This window comes from Komagataeibacter sp. FNDCF1 (assembly GCF_021295335.1).
In the GTDB taxonomy this organism is placed as follows: Bacteria; Pseudomonadota; Alphaproteobacteria; order Acetobacterales; family Acetobacteraceae; genus Komagataeibacter.
The window spans coordinates 452,422-467,584 of record NZ_JAIWOT010000001.1 but is presented as its reverse complement, the minus strand read 5'-3'; the positions used below and the strand labels follow the sequence as shown (position 1 = coordinate 467,584).

The following is a 15,163-nucleotide window of genomic DNA, read 5'->3' as shown; positions in this document are numbered from 1 at the left end:
AAAATGCCTCTAGACCGATCCGTGTGATGGCCCGGCATGACGGTCGGTCCATATCCTGTTTAGATATCTTCAAACCCCGGGCAAGATAACGGTCCATTCCATGCGCCAGCCTGCCGACAGCTACCGTGAACCAGCCTTCCTGCGCGTTGCGAATGCCATGCGGGACGATATCCTGACGGGCCGCCTGGCAAGCGGCGCAAGCCTGATCGAAGCGGAACTGACCGCCGCCCACGGCGTATCGCGCAATACCCTGCGTGAAGCCATGCACCTGCTGCGCCAGCAGGGTCTCGTTTCACATGAACCGAACAGGAGCGTACGCGTCAGGAAACTGACGCGGGCGGATATCCACGACATCTTTGTCGTGCGCCGGGTTGTGGAGACCGGCGCGCTCAGGAACCGCACCACCGTCTCCGCCATCCATCTGGACGGCCTGCATGCGGTCATCCGTGACATGGAAGAGGCCGTGCAAGGCGGGGCGTGGCCGCAGGTCGCCCGTCATAGCCTGCGCTTTCACCAAGCCATCGTCTCCCTGCATGACAGTCCGTTTTTCGACCAGATGTTCGCGCTGCTGGTGACCCGGCTGCGCCTGATTTTCGCAACTGGCAACGAACAGGCATTCCATGAACCGTGGGTGAAACGTGAAATCCGGATTTATCACCTGATTACCGACGGGCAGTACGAAGCCGCGGCCGACCATCTTCTGGCCTACCTGCTGGATGCCGAAGTCCTGCTGACCACACTGATCCAAGGCTAGAAAATGGATACGCAACCCGTCCCCCCCATTGCGCGCCACAACAGTCCCGGACCAGACACATGGCGGGACCGGCTTGCCGGGTTTGACCGGGCCATGGCCGACCATGCCGCGCAGGACTGGACCGGCCAGGCCATATTCCTCAATGAACGATATGAAGCCGCCCGCGCGGAACTGGGCTACTGGCAGGCGATGGCCCGGGCGGGCAGCGCGCTTCCGCCCCTTACCGGCCTGATCATGACGGTCAAGGCCTGTTTCGATACCGATGGATGGGTCAGCAGTTGCGGTTCACAGGTATTGCAGGACACACCACCAGCCACACGCAGTGCCGCCCTTGTCCACACGCTGCGCATGGCGGGCGCCACGCTCCTGGCCCAGACCAACATGACGGAGTTTGCCTATGGCGCCCTGGGCGTCAATACGCATTTCGGCACGCCACGCACCCCGCTTGACCCGACCGGGGCAAGGATTGCGGGCGGGTCCAGTTCGGGGGCGGCCGTCGGGGTGGCGCGGGGGTATTGCGATCTGGCCATATGTTCCGACACCAGCGGTTCGGCGCGCATTCCTGCGGCCTTCTGCGGTGTGGTCGGCTTCAAGCCCGGCCGGGGGCGTTACAGCACGGATGGCATGCACTGGCTTTCCACCAGCTTTGACGTGCCGGGCCTGATCACTACTTCCGTTGCGGTATGCCGCAGGGCAGATCATGCCATTACCGGCAGCGTAATGGATAGCCTGCCCCACCCGGCAGCCATCCGTCTCGCGGTTCCGGCCAGCCTGCCTGACATGGGGGTGGATGATGGCATACGCGACCTGTTCAATGCCTGCGTCACCGCCATGACGCGAGTGGGAATCACGATTGAGGAAGTCCCGCTGACCAGCCTCGCGGACAGCGCGCGCATCGCGGCCGAGGGCCGGATCATTGGCACGGAGGCCTATGCCCTTCACCATGACCATCTGGCAACGGATTTCGACCGGTATGATCCGGTCGTGGCCACACGCCTGATGAACGGACGGGACAATCCCGCCTGTCATTACATGAAGGCATTACGCGCCCTGTCCGCCTGCCGCGACAGGTTTGACCGGGAAATAGCGGGGTATGACGGTTTTCTCCTGCCCACCGTGCCGCTCTGGCCGCCAGAGGTGGTGGACCTGCGGGATGAAGCGACCTATCTCACGCTCAACCGGCATGCGTTTTCCCTGACCGAGTTTGCCAACCGTCTTGATCTGCCAAGCATTTCACTGCCGGTTGGCAAATTTCCCGTCGGCCTGATGCTGACGGGAAGACGGGGTGCGGACAATGCACTCCTGGCCATGGCCAGCGTGCTGGAACCACTGGCGGCCACCCTGCATCAACCAGTGTAAAAACAGAACAGGAAGAAAATCATGATAGTTGTCACATCCAGTGAAATCGCGGGCACGGCACGTGATGCCTCGGGACCGGGCTGGGAAAGCCGCCGCATGATCGTGCGTGATGACGGCATGGGTCATTCGGTACATGAAACACGCGTCAAGAAGGGTGCGGAATTGCACCTGCACTACAAAAATCACTTCGAAACCAATTACTGCATTTCAGGCGAAGGGGAAGTGGAAGACGTGCAGACCGGCAAGGTCTTTCCCATCCGTCCCGGCACCATCTATGCACTGAACAAGAATGATCCGCATATCCTGCGCGCGACAGGCAGCGACCTGCTGCTGGTCTGTGTATTCACGCCGCCGCTCGCGGGGAACGAGGTACACCGCAAAGATGGCAGCTACGCGCCTGTTGAATGAGACCTGAAATGCGCCTGAATGCGTTTCCGACGCATATGCAGGCGTAATTAAGACCCGGAATGTGGCAGGTATGGCGGCATGCCACATGGCCGGAATCACACAGGACAAAAGGCCATCCGCCTGATCGAGCCGATGCGGGAATGGGAACATGAAACGCCCGTGACCCACCCTGCACCGGCAGAAAACGAAGCGGGTAATGGCGTGACGTAAAACCCCGGACGTGCCGCGCCATCCTGCCCGTCGGGGCCATTGGATATTCAGTGGTTATCCGGATCATCCTGGATAGCTTTTGCAAAAACCGGGCGTGGAGCAGGGTTTCTGTCCGCGTACATCGCTGACCACATCCGCCTGTCGGGTCGGGGCAGCCTTTCGCCCTCATGCGCTGTTGCAATCATCGGCCCCCCGGGTGGGGAACGACGGGCGCTCTCTCCCTGCGCATTGCAGAATCATATTTCTAAAATTCTTAATAAACAGCGTTACGCCCGTCGTTGAAACATACGGCAACATTATGTCTGGGTAGCAATATATGCATGGACCGGATGATTGACGGGCATTCAGCCCCGGTGCAATTAAGAATGATTATTACTTTTAATTGCTCGCACTGGTGGCCCCGATGACCCATTCCCTGCTCACAAAACACACGCTGACGGGATCCGGCCTGTTCGTTTGCATGCTTCCCGCATCGCGCATGACCATGCATCAGCGCCTGCGCGCCGGGTCGTGCATCCTGTGCATGGGGCTCGCCCTTCCCGCTGCCGGTTTTGCCCAGACACCCACACAGATCGAGGAAGACCGTGCCCGCCTTGGCAATTCCACGCCGCTGATCCAGGAAATCGATCCTGCAACAGTGCGTGATTCAGAACGCGCACAGGCCGATGCAGAGGAAAAGGCAGCTGGCAGTGACAAGCTGGACACCAGCGGCAACCTGCTGGGCGACATGGGTGGGGCCCGGCCGTGGCTGTACAGGCACGGCATCAGCTTCGACATTCAGGAAGTGGATGAACTGTGGGGCAACGCCACCGGCGGCACCCCCAGCACCAATGGCGATGGACAGGGATCAGGCACCGGCCCCGCCTATGATGGCGTGACAATGCCGACACTGACCGTCGATCTCGAAAAGCTCTTCGGCCTGAAGGGCGGGCTGTTCAATGTCAGCGCGCTGCAGACGCGCGGGCGCTCCATCTCGCAGGATCACCTGAACAACTTCAACCCCGTAAGCGGGTTCGAGGCCGACCGCTCCACCCGCCTGTTCGAACTGTGGTACCAGCAGTCCTTCCTCGGGGGGAAACTGGACGTGAAGATCGGCCAGCAGGACCTTGATACCGAATTCCTGATCAGCGATTACGGGGCGCTCTACCTCAATGCCAATTTCGGCTGGCCCATGGCGCCATCGGTCAACCTGTATGGGGGCGGCCCGTCCTGGCCGCTGTCCTCGCCCGCCGTGCGCATCCGCTACCGCCCGAGCGAGAAATTCACCTTCATGTTCGCCGCCGCCGATGACAACCCGCCGGGCAACCGCTCCAACTCCTTTGGCATCCAGGGCGGCAACCCGGTCGATCCCACCAACCAGACCACCAATGATGGCAGCGGCACCCGGTTCAACATGGGCACCGGCGCGCTGCTGATCACCGAACTGCAATACGCGCTCAATCCCCAGCCCGATGATATGTCCAACGTCACAAAAAATCCCGGCCTGCCGGGCGTGTACAAGCTGGGTGGCTACTACGACACTGCCAGATTTCCCGATTACCGCTACAACACGCTGGGCCAGTCGCTCGGCGCCAGTGGCGGCACCCCGCGCTGGGACCGGGGCAACTGGATGGTCTACGGCATCATCGACCAGATGATCTGGCGTCCCTCGCTTACCTCCGCCCGCTCGCTAGGCGTGTTCGCGCGCGCCACCGGCAACAGCGGCGACCGCAACATGATCAGCTTCGCCATTGACGCGGGCCTGAACCTGAAGGCCCCGTTCCGCGGCCGCGACAACGACACCATCGGCCTGGGCTGGGGCATCGGCCGCGCCAGTTCGGGCCAGCGCGCGTACGACCGCACCAGCGGGTCACTGGTGCAGGGCAACGAGAACCATCTGGAACTGACCTATCAGGCGCAGGTCACGCCATGGATGGTGATGCAGCCTGACTTCCAGTACGTCTGGCATCCCGCCGGGGGTGGCAGCGACCCGTCATATCCCTGGCGCCGCACGGGGAACGAGGCGGTATTCGGACTGCACAGCAACATAACATTCTAGACCGGATGCTCCCGTCCCACGCGACACGACGGGTGGGGCTGCCATACGGCCATCATAAAGGCCATTTATCAAGAGATCATAAAAAACGATTGGACCCCTTTCCCGTTCTGCCGCCATGGTCCGCGCACGTCCCGGCCCGCCGGGCCGATGGTTACCGGACATGATGCAGGGGCAGGAAAGATATGGGGGGACAGAGCGCGGCATTTCCCCTGTCCGGACGCCCCATGGCCAGCCTGTCGCGTCAGGCCAGACGGTTTTCATGGATCTACGCGCCGTCCCTGCCCGACCTGGCATTCGCGGTCCGCACGGCGTTTGCCGCCATCATTTCGCTCCTGATCGCGATGTGGATGGAACTGGACAGTCCGCAATGGGCACCGCTTACGGTATGGGTCGTCGCCCAGTCCTCACGCGGGGAAAGCCTGTCCAAGGCACGGTGGCGGATCGTGGGCACACTTGTCGGCAGCGTTGCCGCCATTACGCTCATGGCGGCGTTTCCACAGGCGCCTGGCCTGTTTTTCTTCTCCCTGTCACTCTGGATCGGGCTGTGCTGCGCACTGGCGACCCTGCTGGACCAGTACCGGGCTTACGGGCTTGTCCTGACGGGTTTTACGTCCGCCATCATCGCCACGGGCGCCATTTCCCAGCCTGATGATGTCTTTGCCGTAAGCGTTGCCCGTACCAGCTACATCATACTGGGCGTTCTGTGCGAAGCGGTTCTGGCCGTGCTGTTCATGCCGCGCATCGTGGAACATGCGCGCGCGCTGCTGCTGGGGCGGCTGGCAGAAACATTCCACGCCACATGCGCCACCATTGCCAGCCAGTTGTGCACGCCGGCCGGGCCAGAACAGCAGGCGCTGACCGGCACGCTGCTCAGGCAGATCGTGACTTTCAGCGGACAGATCGAATTCAGCGCACTTGAACTGGGGCCACGCAACCATGTAGGCGATCACGCACGCCGGGCGCTGGCGGGCATGCTGGTCATGCTGGCACATGCCCGCGCACTGCAGATTCTTCATCCGCGCATGCAGGCGCCACCCCCGCTTGATGGCCCGGCGCCCGAACGCAGGCTCGCAGCCTGGCTTGAACGGAGCGCACCCGCCTCCCGGTCCGGACCACCGGGCGAGACCGCGTGGCAGCCAATCACAACGGCCCTGCTGGCCGAAGCGACGCTTGTGGCGCACGAAATGGCGGCCTGCGCCACCGCCCCGCATGGCGATAGGTTCCGCTTCAGCCTGACATCGCGCCGCCATGTGCGTGAAGCCGTAAACAACGGTATCCGCTCCGCCGCCGCCATCATGGGAGCATGGTGGGCGTGGGAAATCACGGCCTGGCAGCATGGACCGGCCTTCATCTCGTTCGTTGCGCTCATTTACGGACTGATGGCGACGCGTGAGAACCCGCTGGTCGCCACCACGCCGTTCCTGAAAGGGGGACTGTGGTGTGCCGCCACCGCCGCCGTACTGGCATTATGGGTCATACCGGCCATTACCGCGCCCGAACTGCTGCTTGTGGCGCTGGCCGTTCCCATGACGGTGGGCGGGCTTGCGGCACGCAGGCCGGAACTGGCGGGATACGCCTTTTCCTTCAACATGTTCCTGCCGGTCCTGATCGGGCCGATGAACATGGGGCGGTATGATGAGGTTGCGTTTCTCAATAATACCCTGGCGTTTCTGGGCAGTATCGTTTTTGTCCTGCTGACCTACCGGCTGGTCATTCCCTTCCGGCTGGACGTGCATATCCGCCGCACGACGGCATGGATTGGCCAGAGACTGCGTAACCTGGCCCGCTTCCAGGCCCGGACGGATGCGCCGGCGTGGCTGTCAGCCTGTGCGGCAAGCCTTGTGCGCATTCTCTTTCATGCCACGGCCCTGTCACCACAGGCACTCAGCACCTGCCTTACGGAACAGATTTCGGACATGACGGTGGGCATATACATCATCCGCCTGCGCGACCTGCTGCGTGACGGGCATCTGCCGCCCCGCACGCAGCGGGTCGTGGCCCTGTTCCTTGCACGCTGGCAGAAAGGCCAGACTACGCCCACGGTGGCGCATGTGCTGGCATGGGCCAGCCATGAACAGGCCCATAACGCTCCGGGGGCGGATCACGCGCGGTTGGGCGAAGTCATTGCCTGCCTGCGCATTATAGCAGCCAGCCTGAATGAAAAGACGGAAGCCGCACCGGGCGGAAGGTGACAAAGTATGTCGGATCAGATATTGCTGAAATCCTGACTTCTTTATTTTTCAGACAAGGACGACCAAATGCGTAAGATAGCCCTGCTGGCAGCCGTGGCCTCCATCACATGTGCGACAGCGGCCAGTGCCGAACCCGGTGGCTGCCTGAAATATGGTGCCGTGGGCGCCGTGGGTGGTCATGTGGCTGGCAATCACAGTGTGCTGGGCGCGGCCGCAGGCTGCGTGACCGGCATGTACAAGCGCCATGAATACCGCAAGGAAGCCAAGGCGAAGGCCGCCCTGTATGATCAGGAACATCCCGGCTCCAAGGGGACCTACATCCAGAAGGCAACCGCCTATGATGTCGAACATTCCACCACGCCGGGCAAGATGACGACCGATACCCCGGCCGCACCCGCCGCCGCTACGCCTGCTACCGCAAACTGATATGCCACAATCCGTGGGTGCGCCATGGGTACCCACGGGTTGCGTGCTGACGGACCCATCCGGGCGGAAACGGCATGCGCGCCGCGGAGAACTGCCGATACGCACGCCTTCTCCGTGCCCTGCCAATCCGAATCTGACATGCGTGCACTCCTTTTCCTGATCCGCTCCAGCACCGTTCTCATCATGCTGTGCGCCATTGCATGGTGGTATGCCGGGCCCTTTTTCCACCAGCCCGCCATCGGGATCGGCCTGGCGGTCGAGGCCGTGATATTCTGGGTCTGTGGTCTGCTGTATACCGAAGATTATCCGCATCACGTGGTCACCTTTACGGGGATGACCATCATGCTGGGGTTGCTGAGCATCGGGGTCATGCTGCCATTTGCCCGGCATTACGTGATGTCGCACGGCGTCTGATGCCGTGGAATGACGTGGGGAAACCCGCAAGCCGTAATATTTTTCCAGATTAATCCATTTTTAATAAAACTATTATCCATCAGTGGAGTTAATCGGATGTGGACCTCGTGACACCACAACGTCTCCCAATCCCTAAACTCGGCGTCCCGCTTCCCGGCGGGACGCTTTTTTTTGCCCCGCGCATACGGTTCCGATGGAATGCCGCACAATACGCCGGTGCGCTCATGATCGCCTGTCCGGCAGGGACGGGTCGCCACGCCTGCATGTCACCACGGACAAACGGTTGACTGGACCTGTCAGGAAACGTCACTTTTCAATCCGGGCCGGGAGACGGCATATAGGGCCGGGATGGTCTTCATGATAGACCATATGGGAAATGATCGACGGTCTTCCCGTCTTGCCGGACGGGACATGTATAATTGGAAAATACTTATGAATAACAGACTGCTTGCTGTCCTGTTCTGCCTGTCCCTGCCTGCGGGACAAGCCCTTGCCGCAGATGGCGCGGCGCTGTACCAGTCAAACTGCAGCATGTGCCACCAGACCGGTGCGCAGGGCCTGCCGGGGCAGTTTCCACCGCTGGCCGAACGCATTGGCAGGATTGCCGCAACGCCGGAAGGGAAGCAGTACGTGGCTGCCGTGGCCCTGAATGGCCTTATGGGGTCAATCACGGCCCAGGGCAACAGCTATGCCGGGTTCATGCCGTCCTTCAAGACACTGCCTGACGACCAGATTGCGGCGATACTGAACCATGTGGCGGGCCTGCCCGCAGGACCGGACGCAACACTTTTCACCGCAGCCGATATCACCACAATGCGGGCAGCCTCGCTTACACCCACCGCCGTGCTGGAAAAGCGCAAGACGCTCGATGCGCAGCATCCGCTGCCCTGACCGGCGCAAAGCCGTAAAAGAGGGGGGCGACATGCTCCCCTTTTCGGTTGCCGCCCCGGCCTGAGTGGCGGATTACTGGGCGGCGGGACGGACGGCCGTGACTTCTATTTCCACCAGCCAGCCGGGATTGGCCAGGCGCGCAACCCCGAATGCGGAGCGGACCGGCAGGTCGGGCTGCGCGGTAGTGCCATAGAACCGGGTATAGGCCTTCATCATGCCGTCAAAGTCGAGTTTGCCCAGCGCCGGGTCGTCAACCATGTAGATATGCATCTGCACCACGTCGCCCATGCCCAGCCCCAGTTTCTTCAGCGCATCCTGGATACGCTCCAGGGCGGCCTGGGTCTGGGCCTGTGTGTCGCCATAGGCAGCCATGCTGTGGGGATCGGCTTTTTTGTCGCGTACCGGCGCACCCATGCCGCTGAGATAGATGGTCGAGGCACCTGCCGGTACCTCGATGGCCGAAGCGATGGGGAATTTGCCTTCCGCATGGCGCACGATGCCCGAATCGGCACTGGCGGGCAGCGTGCCCGCCATGCCGGTCATGATGGCGGCGACGGCAAGGATCTTTCTCGGTGCGGACATGTCTTACTGCTCCTGTGGTATGACGGGGGGACGCTGGACCGCCACATCGGCCGGGGTCACGGCATCCGTGTAGTGATTGCCGAAATGGGTGCGGACGTAATTCACGACATTCGCGATCTGCGTATCATCCAGCACGCCTGCAAACCATGGCATGCCGCCAAATCCGTTCATGATGACATAGACCGGGTAGGCGCTGGCCTGCAGCTTCGCGTTACCGGCAAGGGCGGGGAACTGCGCGCCCGCTCCCATGGCGCCCCTGCCATCGGGCATATGGCAGCCCTGGCAGACATGGCGGTACACATCCTCCCCCCCGACAAGGGGCTGGACCTTGCTGGAAAAGGCGCTGGCGCTATCCGCCCGCGCCGGAGCATGCCATGCAAGCAGGGACAGCGCCGCAAGGGCGCATCCGGAAAAGATCCCGCGCATCAGCCAGCCCCCTGCGCACGCCTGTGCAACCGTGTCACGGCATCAAGGGCGGACAGGATCGCCCCTTCCTGCCAGCAGCCTACATAGGATGCGTGTTCACCCGCCAGAACGATCCTGTTATCCATGGCGCACAGGGCCTTGTAATGGGTCTTGCGGGCCTGTTCGCTCCACATGGAGCAGCAGCCCATGGTCCAGGGCACCCGGCTCCAGGCAAAACTGACCCCGTTGGAGAATTCCTTCCGATACTGCCGGGGGTGAAGCACTTCACCCTGCGCCAGCGCATGCTCCAGCCGTTCGGCAGGCGTCATCCCGGCAAAATCGTAGGCGGCGGGGCCAAACATGTAGCCCCCCAGCAGGACCCCTGGCCCCCGGGAAAAATAGCCATGGCTGGGATAGGAGATCTGGCTGATCGGCTGGTCGGTAAAGCTGATGCCACCATAGATCTGTTCGTCCTCCTCCCAGAAGCGGCGCCTGAACTCCAGCCCCAGCTTGACGGAGGACGCATAGGGCACCGCCATGATCGCAGCCCTGAGCGGGGCGCTGACCTGCACGTCAAGCTGCGAGAGGACAGGCAGCGGGATGGTGCACACACAGTAGTCGGCCTGTGCCTGCCGCACCGCGCCGCCATGGGCCATGTCATCATAGGTCACGCGCACGCCCCGGTCATCCTGACTGATGGCCGTGACCTTGCAGTTCAGGGTGATCAGGTCATGCACCTGCCGGTTGAATCCCCTGCCAATCATGTCCATGCCGCCCACAGGCTGGAACATGGTTGTCTGCATGTCCATCCGTTCGTGAAAGGCCATCCATGTCCACAGGCCGGAGCGCAGCACGTCCTTGCGCGCGAACAGTGCCGATGGCGTGGGGGCACCATCGGGGCCGCCACCGGGCGGCCTGTCATATCCCCTTGCCTCGGCGCTCAGGCCGCCCGTGCGGTAGGACAGGTCCGTATCCAGGCTGCCCCATTCCTGCATGGCGCGACGCAGGTGTTCGCGCTCATCGGCGGGCACGACATCATCCAGCCTGTGCTGGTCGACCGCCTTGGCCAGCAGTTCCGCCGTGAACCCGTTGAAATCGGCCGAAAACTCACGATACCGTACCGGCCTGCCATCAAACGCGGCAGACGAATGCAGCCATGAGTTGTGATTGAGTTCGACAAACGGCTCCAGTTCCACCCCGAATTCGCGGCAGTAATGCAACAGGCCCTGATGGTGGTAGGGAATGCGCCACGGGCCGGGATTGATGTAATTGCCCGGCGCGAAGCCCACCTTCTGCGTCGCCCCGCCCAGTTCGGTTACCGTGTCCCCGCCGCGCAGGCTGATATTGCGGCCGCCGCTGCGGTTCTGGAACTCCAGCACCTGCACATGATAGCCTGCCCGGCGCAGTTCATGGGCGGACAGCATGCCCGCCAGCCCCGCGCCAAGCACCAGCACGCGGGTGCCCGGCTTCGCACCGGACAGGACGGGCGGTCCCGCAAAATCAGTACCCCGCGCATGGCCCATGGACGTCATGGCCTGATACAGGGCGGTGCTACCGGCCAGCATGCCGATACGGGCCAGAAGCTGCCTGCGCGTGGGCGCTGTGCGCGGATGAGCGTCTGTCATCAATGGACCCCAAGCAATCAACGAAAACAGGTGCCTACCTTAACAGCGATTGCGCGCTTAACCATATCCGCGCCCGATAATTCATATCGGTTCACGGTATTGTTGTTTTTATGCAACAGTTTGTATTTTACATATGTCAGGTTTTGTAATTACTTATTCAATGCGCTGCATTTATTTTACTTTATTAAATACTATTTATTCAGATGAATATGTCTTTTACTTCTACCCCTACCGTAAAAAAAATATAGCGTGAAGCATACCAGATCATGGCCGCCAGTGCAGGGCAAACCGTGCCTGTCCGCCCTGCACTGGCGAACACAAACGCCATGACGGGACCACATCAGGCGCATTAAGCCGGATTTTAATAGGCATGCCATGATTCCCGACATATTTTGTCATAATTCACTTTTCATGAAACGGAACACCCGCATGGGTCACGCTCCCGCAACCGCCAACCCTGCCCCGCTGGGCCTTATGGGATTTGGCATGACGACCGTTCTCCTTAACCTGCACAATGCGCAGCTTGTGCCAATGGGGGCAGCCATCCTTGCCATGGGGCTTGTCTTTGGCGGCATGACCCAGTTCATTGCCGGACTGCTGGAATATGCCAGCGACAATACTTTTGGCATGACCGCCTTCATGTCCTACGGGTCTTTCTGGCTTTCGCTGGTTGTCCTGCTGTTCCTGCCGCACTGGGGGCTGGCGCCCGCTTCATCCCCAACCCTGATGGGCAGCTACATGTGGATGTGGGGCGGTTTTACCGCCATCATGGCGGTGGGCACGCTTACGGCTTCACGCGCGCATCAGGTTGTATTCTTCAGTCTGGTCATGCTTTTTGCGCTGCTGGGCTGTGCTGACATGTTCGGGCAGCCCATGCTGACCGTCATTGCGGGGTATGAAGGACTGTTCTGCGGGCTGAGTGCGATCTATCTTGCTGCGGCCGAGATTTTCATGGCCCAGTTCGGCCAGACCATCCTGCCCATCGGCCTGCCCCGCACCAATGCCGAAGCCGTGCATAAGGATGACCTGCTCGTTCGCATCTCCTGAACATGACTGCATGGACGGCCCGCTGTCACGACGTGATCCTGCGGGTCAGGCAGCCCCGCGCAGTATCAGCGGGACTGCCCGTTCCATTTCCAGCAGGCGCCGCTTGCGGCCTGTCCCCCACCTGTATCCTGACAGGCTGCCATTGCGGCCGATGACACGATGACAGGGTATGACGACCGCAAGCCGGTTCGCGCCACATGCCCCCGCCACGGCGCGGACGGCAGCGGGCCTGCCAATACGGGCGGCAAGTTCCGTATAGGACAGGGTGGTGCCACACGGGATGGTACGCAACGCCTGCCAGACCTGCTGCTGGAAGGGTGTGCCCTGCATGTCGAGCGGCAGGTCGAACGGGCTGCATGGCGTGTTAATATGGGCTTGGACCGCTTTCATGCAGCAGTTCAGGCTCCTGTCGCCATGCACCTGCCGCGCCGTGGGGAAAAGACGCCGCGCGGCATCCAGCAGCAACGCCCCGTCATCATCCAGCATGATGGCGGCAATCCCGTTGCCGGTCATGCCGACAAGCACGGCCCCCAGGCTGGACTGGCCGATGGCCACGCGCAGGGGCGTGCCGTCGGCCGGCATGCATGAATGCTCCTGTCTCATGACTCAGGCCCTTTGCTGTTCCCGTTCCGGTCTGTCGCAACGCGTGGCAATGATACGGCCCGGTTCCCGCCCGTCCCCTTCCCTAGCGCAGGATGCCGGTGTGCCCGATGGAATACCGGCCCGGCTGGGGCCATACGGTCAGGCCATGCGGCTCCTGCCCCACGGGAATGATGCGGGTCGCCCCCGTGCCGGTGTCGATGGCGTAGACTACATCATCAAACCGGCCGGAAAGCCACAGCGTTTTCCCGTCATTGCTGACATTGCCCATGTCCGGGCTGCCACCACCGGGGATGGGCCAGTTGGCCACCACCTTATCGGTTGCAAAGTCGATCACGCTCACGCCGCCTGCCCTGCTGTGCGGTGGGCCATGGATTTTGTGCGATCCACGGTTGGCGACATACATCTTCGTCCCGTCACGGCTGGGATACAGGCCATGGGTGCCAATGCCGGTGGGAATGAAGCCCGTCTCGCGGAAGCTGTCGCCATCAATCACGAACACGCCATCGGCATGCATGTCGGCCACGTAGAATTTGTGCCCGTCCGGCGCGGTCAGGATATCCTGCGGCATGCCACCGCCTGACAGCTTGAGATACCCCATCACCTTGCGGTTGACGGTATCGACCTTGGCCAGGTAGCCACCGAATTCACAGGTAAAGATGGCATAACGCCCATCAATCGAGAAATCGGCGTGGTTGACACCCTTGCACTGCGGCACGGACACTGAACCCTGCATTTCCATGGTGTGCGAGTCACGGAAGTCCAGCCGCTCACGTGCTTCCGCCACCGTGATGGCGGAGCGGCCGTCAGGGGTGAAATACATGTTGTAGGGGTCATCCACCGCCACATCGGCCAGCGGCCGGGTGGTGCGCGGGTCGATGGGGGTCAGGGTGCCGTTGGTCGTGCCTTCGGCATTGTTGGTCACCCACAGCGTACGCAGGTCCCATGACGGCACGACATGCTGGGGGCTCTTGCCCACCTTGAAGCGCGAGACGACGGTATAGGTCTGCGGGTCGATCACATATACGTTGTTCGAGCGCAGGTTGGGCACATAGATGCGTGCCGGGTCCTTTGCCACCTCGGGGGCGAGATGGCCTGCCGCCGTTTCGGAATAGATGTTGTGCGGGTCCGTCACGGGCGGCATTCCGGGAATGGTATCCACGGTCTGGGCCAGGGCACCGCCACCCGGCGCAAGAAGCGCAGCCAGCGCCAGAACCGGCAGTTTTTTCTTATGTGTCATAGTGTGATCCTGTTGCTCGCCGCCCCTATAGCACGCCGTACGGAGTGCGCAATCAGGGCTTTTCCCGTCCTGTTGGGTCGTGTTGCATGGCCGACACTGCGGCATTCACCTGCATGTTCGCCCCGACCTGCCCCAGCGCCGCATCCGCATGGCGCGGGTCGCCGCCATACACCCCCTGCGCCGCGGTGGGCAGCGCAGCCATGGCCAGCGCCTGCGCACGCACCAGCGCGGGGTCCAGCGCCAGCATGAGCGATGTGTCCGACAGGTCGGCATGCATGCCGACCTCGGTCGCGTGGCCATGGTCGCGCAGCCATGTGGCATAGGCGCCCGGTACAACTTCGTAATAGGCGGGAACATAAAGCACATGGGCCCCCTGCCCCTGCCAGCGCCGGTTCAGCAGGTCGGCCACCGCGCGCAGGTCCTTCTGGTAGCCGCCATGGTCCCCGATCAGTACCACGCGGCTGAAGCCCTGCACGCGGAAACTCTCTGCCGCATCGACCAGCAGCGCGCGGAATGTGGCAGGAGTGATGCTGATCGTGCCGGGAAAACGCATGTGCGACGTGCGGGGCGACGTGCCCCCTTCGGGCACATAGGCCACCACGGGGGCAACCAGCGCATGCCCGGCCTGGCGGGCAATGCGGCGGGCCAAGATCATGGCGCGTGCGTCGTGCTTGCCCACCGCGATATAGGGGCCGCTCTGCTCCGTGCCGCCCACGGGTATGATGATGGACGTATTCCCCGCCTTCAGGGCATCACGGATTTCGGTCCATGTCAGCGCCGCGAAATCAACCGTGTCCGGTGTTGCGGCACGCGTGGGCAATGCAGCGGCCACGGCACCCGCAAGCAGGCTGGCAGCCAGAAAAGCCGGGAATCTGGACATGAACGCGGGCATCTCCCCAAAGGTATGTGTTCAAGCGCCATCGTGTGCCCTGCGCCCGCGCACTTGGCAACAGTCCTGTCGCACCGAGCCAG

General features: G+C 62.0%; 15 protein-coding genes. 9 read left to right on the top strand and 6 right to left on the bottom strand.

Features of this window, described 5'->3' with window-relative positions:
* The first annotated feature begins 100 nt into the window (after positions 1-100).
* The 8 genes from LDL32_RS02185 to LDL32_RS02150 all read left to right on the top strand — a co-directional run bounded on the left by LDL32_RS02185 (position 101) and on the right by LDL32_RS02150 (position 8,692).
* Positions 101-754 carry a GntR family transcriptional regulator gene (locus tag LDL32_RS02185; RefSeq protein WP_233064233.1) on the top strand — a complete coding sequence of 218 codons (654 nt, stop codon included), beginning with the start codon at positions 101-103 and terminating at the stop codon, positions 752-754.
* A gap of 3 nt (positions 755-757) precedes the next feature.
* Entirely contained in the window at positions 758-2,113 is a 1,356-nt protein-coding gene (locus tag LDL32_RS02180; protein ID WP_233064231.1) for an amidase, read from the top strand.
* Between the two features lie 21 nt (positions 2,114-2,134).
* Positions 2,135-2,521, top strand: coding sequence for an ectoine synthase (locus LDL32_RS02175; protein WP_233064229.1), 387 nt, complete (start codon positions 2,135-2,137; stop codon positions 2,519-2,521).
* 733 nt (positions 2,522-3,254) lie between these two features.
* Entirely contained in the window at positions 3,255-4,769 is a 1,515-nt protein-coding gene (locus tag LDL32_RS02170) for a carbohydrate porin (RefSeq protein ID WP_233068643.1), read from the top strand.
* A gap of 224 nt (positions 4,770-4,993) precedes the next feature.
* Positions 4,994-6,961 carry an FUSC family protein gene (locus tag LDL32_RS02165; protein WP_408887028.1) on the top strand — a complete coding sequence of 656 codons (1,968 nt, stop codon included), beginning with the start codon at positions 4,994-4,996 and terminating at the stop codon, positions 6,959-6,961.
* A gap of 66 nt (positions 6,962-7,027) precedes the next feature.
* Positions 7,028-7,387, top strand: a complete 360-nt coding sequence (locus LDL32_RS02160; protein ID WP_233064225.1) for a hypothetical protein — start codon at positions 7,028-7,030, stop codon at positions 7,385-7,387.
* A gap of 138 nt (positions 7,388-7,525) precedes the next feature.
* Complete coding sequence (locus LDL32_RS02155; RefSeq protein ID WP_233064224.1) at positions 7,526-7,801, top strand: hypothetical protein; 276 nt, start codon at positions 7,526-7,528, stop codon at positions 7,799-7,801.
* 432 nt (positions 7,802-8,233) lie between these two features.
* Positions 8,234-8,692 (top strand): cytochrome c, encoded by a 459-nt coding sequence (locus tag LDL32_RS02150; protein WP_233064222.1) that lies wholly within the window; start codon positions 8,234-8,236, stop codon positions 8,690-8,692.
* Between the two features lie 72 nt (positions 8,693-8,764).
* On the opposite strand, the gene LDL32_RS02145 is transcribed toward LDL32_RS02150, so the two are convergent.
* The 3 genes from LDL32_RS02145 to LDL32_RS02135 are packed head-to-tail and all read right to left on the bottom strand — an operon-like array spanning position 8,765 to position 11,304.
* The gene (locus LDL32_RS02145; protein ID WP_233064221.1) at positions 8,765-9,274 is read right to left on the bottom strand and encodes a RidA family protein; all 510 of its coding nucleotides are present in this window, start codon (positions 9,272-9,274) and stop codon (positions 8,765-8,767) included.
* Between the two features lie 3 nt (positions 9,275-9,277).
* The gene (locus tag LDL32_RS02140) at positions 9,278-9,700 is read right to left on the bottom strand and encodes a cytochrome c (protein ID WP_233064220.1); all 423 of its coding nucleotides are present in this window, start codon (positions 9,698-9,700) and stop codon (positions 9,278-9,280) included.
* A complete protein-coding gene (locus LDL32_RS02135) occupies positions 9,700-11,304 on the bottom strand; it encodes a flavin monoamine oxidase family protein (protein ID WP_233064219.1) in 1,605 nt (534 codons plus the stop codon). Before LDL32_RS02135 ends, LDL32_RS02140 begins: the two co-directional genes overlap by 1 nt.
* Before the next feature lie 411 nt (positions 11,305-11,715).
* Between LDL32_RS02135 and LDL32_RS02130 the strand changes: the two genes are divergently transcribed.
* On the top strand, positions 11,716-12,351 hold the full coding sequence (locus LDL32_RS02130) for an acetate uptake transporter (RefSeq protein WP_233064218.1): 636 nt from the start codon (positions 11,716-11,718) through the stop codon (positions 12,349-12,351).
* 45 nt (positions 12,352-12,396) lie between these two features.
* Here LDL32_RS02130 and LDL32_RS02125 read toward each other — a convergent pair whose 3' ends face one another.
* From LDL32_RS02125 to LDL32_RS02115, 3 genes are all read right to left on the bottom strand, one after another.
* On the bottom strand, positions 12,397-12,933 hold the full coding sequence (locus tag LDL32_RS02125; protein WP_233064217.1) for a methylated-DNA--[protein]-cysteine S-methyltransferase: 537 nt from the start codon (positions 12,931-12,933) through the stop codon (positions 12,397-12,399).
* A 103-nt stretch (positions 12,934-13,036) separates the two neighbouring features.
* Positions 13,037-14,191 (bottom strand): hypothetical protein, encoded by a 1,155-nt coding sequence (locus LDL32_RS02120; protein WP_233064216.1) that lies wholly within the window; start codon positions 14,189-14,191, stop codon positions 13,037-13,039.
* 52 nt (positions 14,192-14,243) lie between these two features.
* Positions 14,244-15,071 (bottom strand): creatininase family protein, encoded by an 828-nt coding sequence (locus LDL32_RS02115; protein ID WP_233064214.1) that lies wholly within the window; start codon positions 15,069-15,071, stop codon positions 14,244-14,246.
* Positions 15,072-15,163: the final 92 nt, after the last annotated feature.

Excerpts from the sequence above, each read along its gene's own strand:
- LDL32_RS02125 (WP_233064217.1), bottom strand. The coding sequence starts at position 12,933 with ATGCCGGCCGACGGCACGCCCCTGCGCGTGGCCATCGGCCAGTCCAGC.
- LDL32_RS02185 (WP_233064233.1), top strand. The coding sequence starts at position 101 with ATGCGCCAGCCTGCCGACAGCTACCGTGAACCAGCCTTCCTGCGCGTT.
- LDL32_RS02140 (WP_233064220.1), bottom strand. The coding sequence starts at position 9,700 with ATGCGCGGGATCTTTTCCGGATGCGCCCTTGCGGCGCTGTCCCTGCTT.
- LDL32_RS02170 (WP_233068643.1), top strand. The coding sequence starts at position 3,255 with ATGGGGCTCGCCCTTCCCGCTGCCGGTTTTGCCCAGACACCCACACAG.
- LDL32_RS02165 (WP_408887028.1), top strand. The coding sequence starts at position 4,994 with ATGGCCAGCCTGTCGCGTCAGGCCAGACGGTTTTCATGGATCTACGCG.
- LDL32_RS02175 (WP_233064229.1), top strand. The coding sequence starts at position 2,135 with ATGATAGTTGTCACATCCAGTGAAATCGCGGGCACGGCACGTGATGCC.
- LDL32_RS02160 (WP_233064225.1), top strand. The coding sequence starts at position 7,028 with ATGCGTAAGATAGCCCTGCTGGCAGCCGTGGCCTCCATCACATGTGCG.
- LDL32_RS02120 (WP_233064216.1), bottom strand. The coding sequence starts at position 14,191 with ATGACACATAAGAAAAAACTGCCGGTTCTGGCGCTGGCTGCGCTTCTT.
- LDL32_RS02115 (WP_233064214.1), bottom strand. The coding sequence starts at position 15,071 with ATGTCCAGATTCCCGGCTTTTCTGGCTGCCAGCCTGCTTGCGGGTGCC.
- LDL32_RS02130 (WP_233064218.1), top strand. The coding sequence starts at position 11,716 with ATGAAACGGAACACCCGCATGGGTCACGCTCCCGCAACCGCCAACCCT.
- LDL32_RS02150 (WP_233064222.1), top strand. The coding sequence starts at position 8,234 with ATGAATAACAGACTGCTTGCTGTCCTGTTCTGCCTGTCCCTGCCTGCG.
- LDL32_RS02135 (WP_233064219.1), bottom strand. The coding sequence starts at position 11,304 with ATGACAGACGCTCATCCGCGCACAGCGCCCACGCGCAGGCAGCTTCTG.
- LDL32_RS02155 (WP_233064224.1), top strand. The coding sequence starts at position 7,526 with ATGCGTGCACTCCTTTTCCTGATCCGCTCCAGCACCGTTCTCATCATG.
- LDL32_RS02180 (WP_233064231.1), top strand. The coding sequence starts at position 758 with ATGGATACGCAACCCGTCCCCCCCATTGCGCGCCACAACAGTCCCGGA.
- LDL32_RS02145 (WP_233064221.1), bottom strand. The coding sequence starts at position 9,274 with ATGTCCGCACCGAGAAAGATCCTTGCCGTCGCCGCCATCATGACCGGC.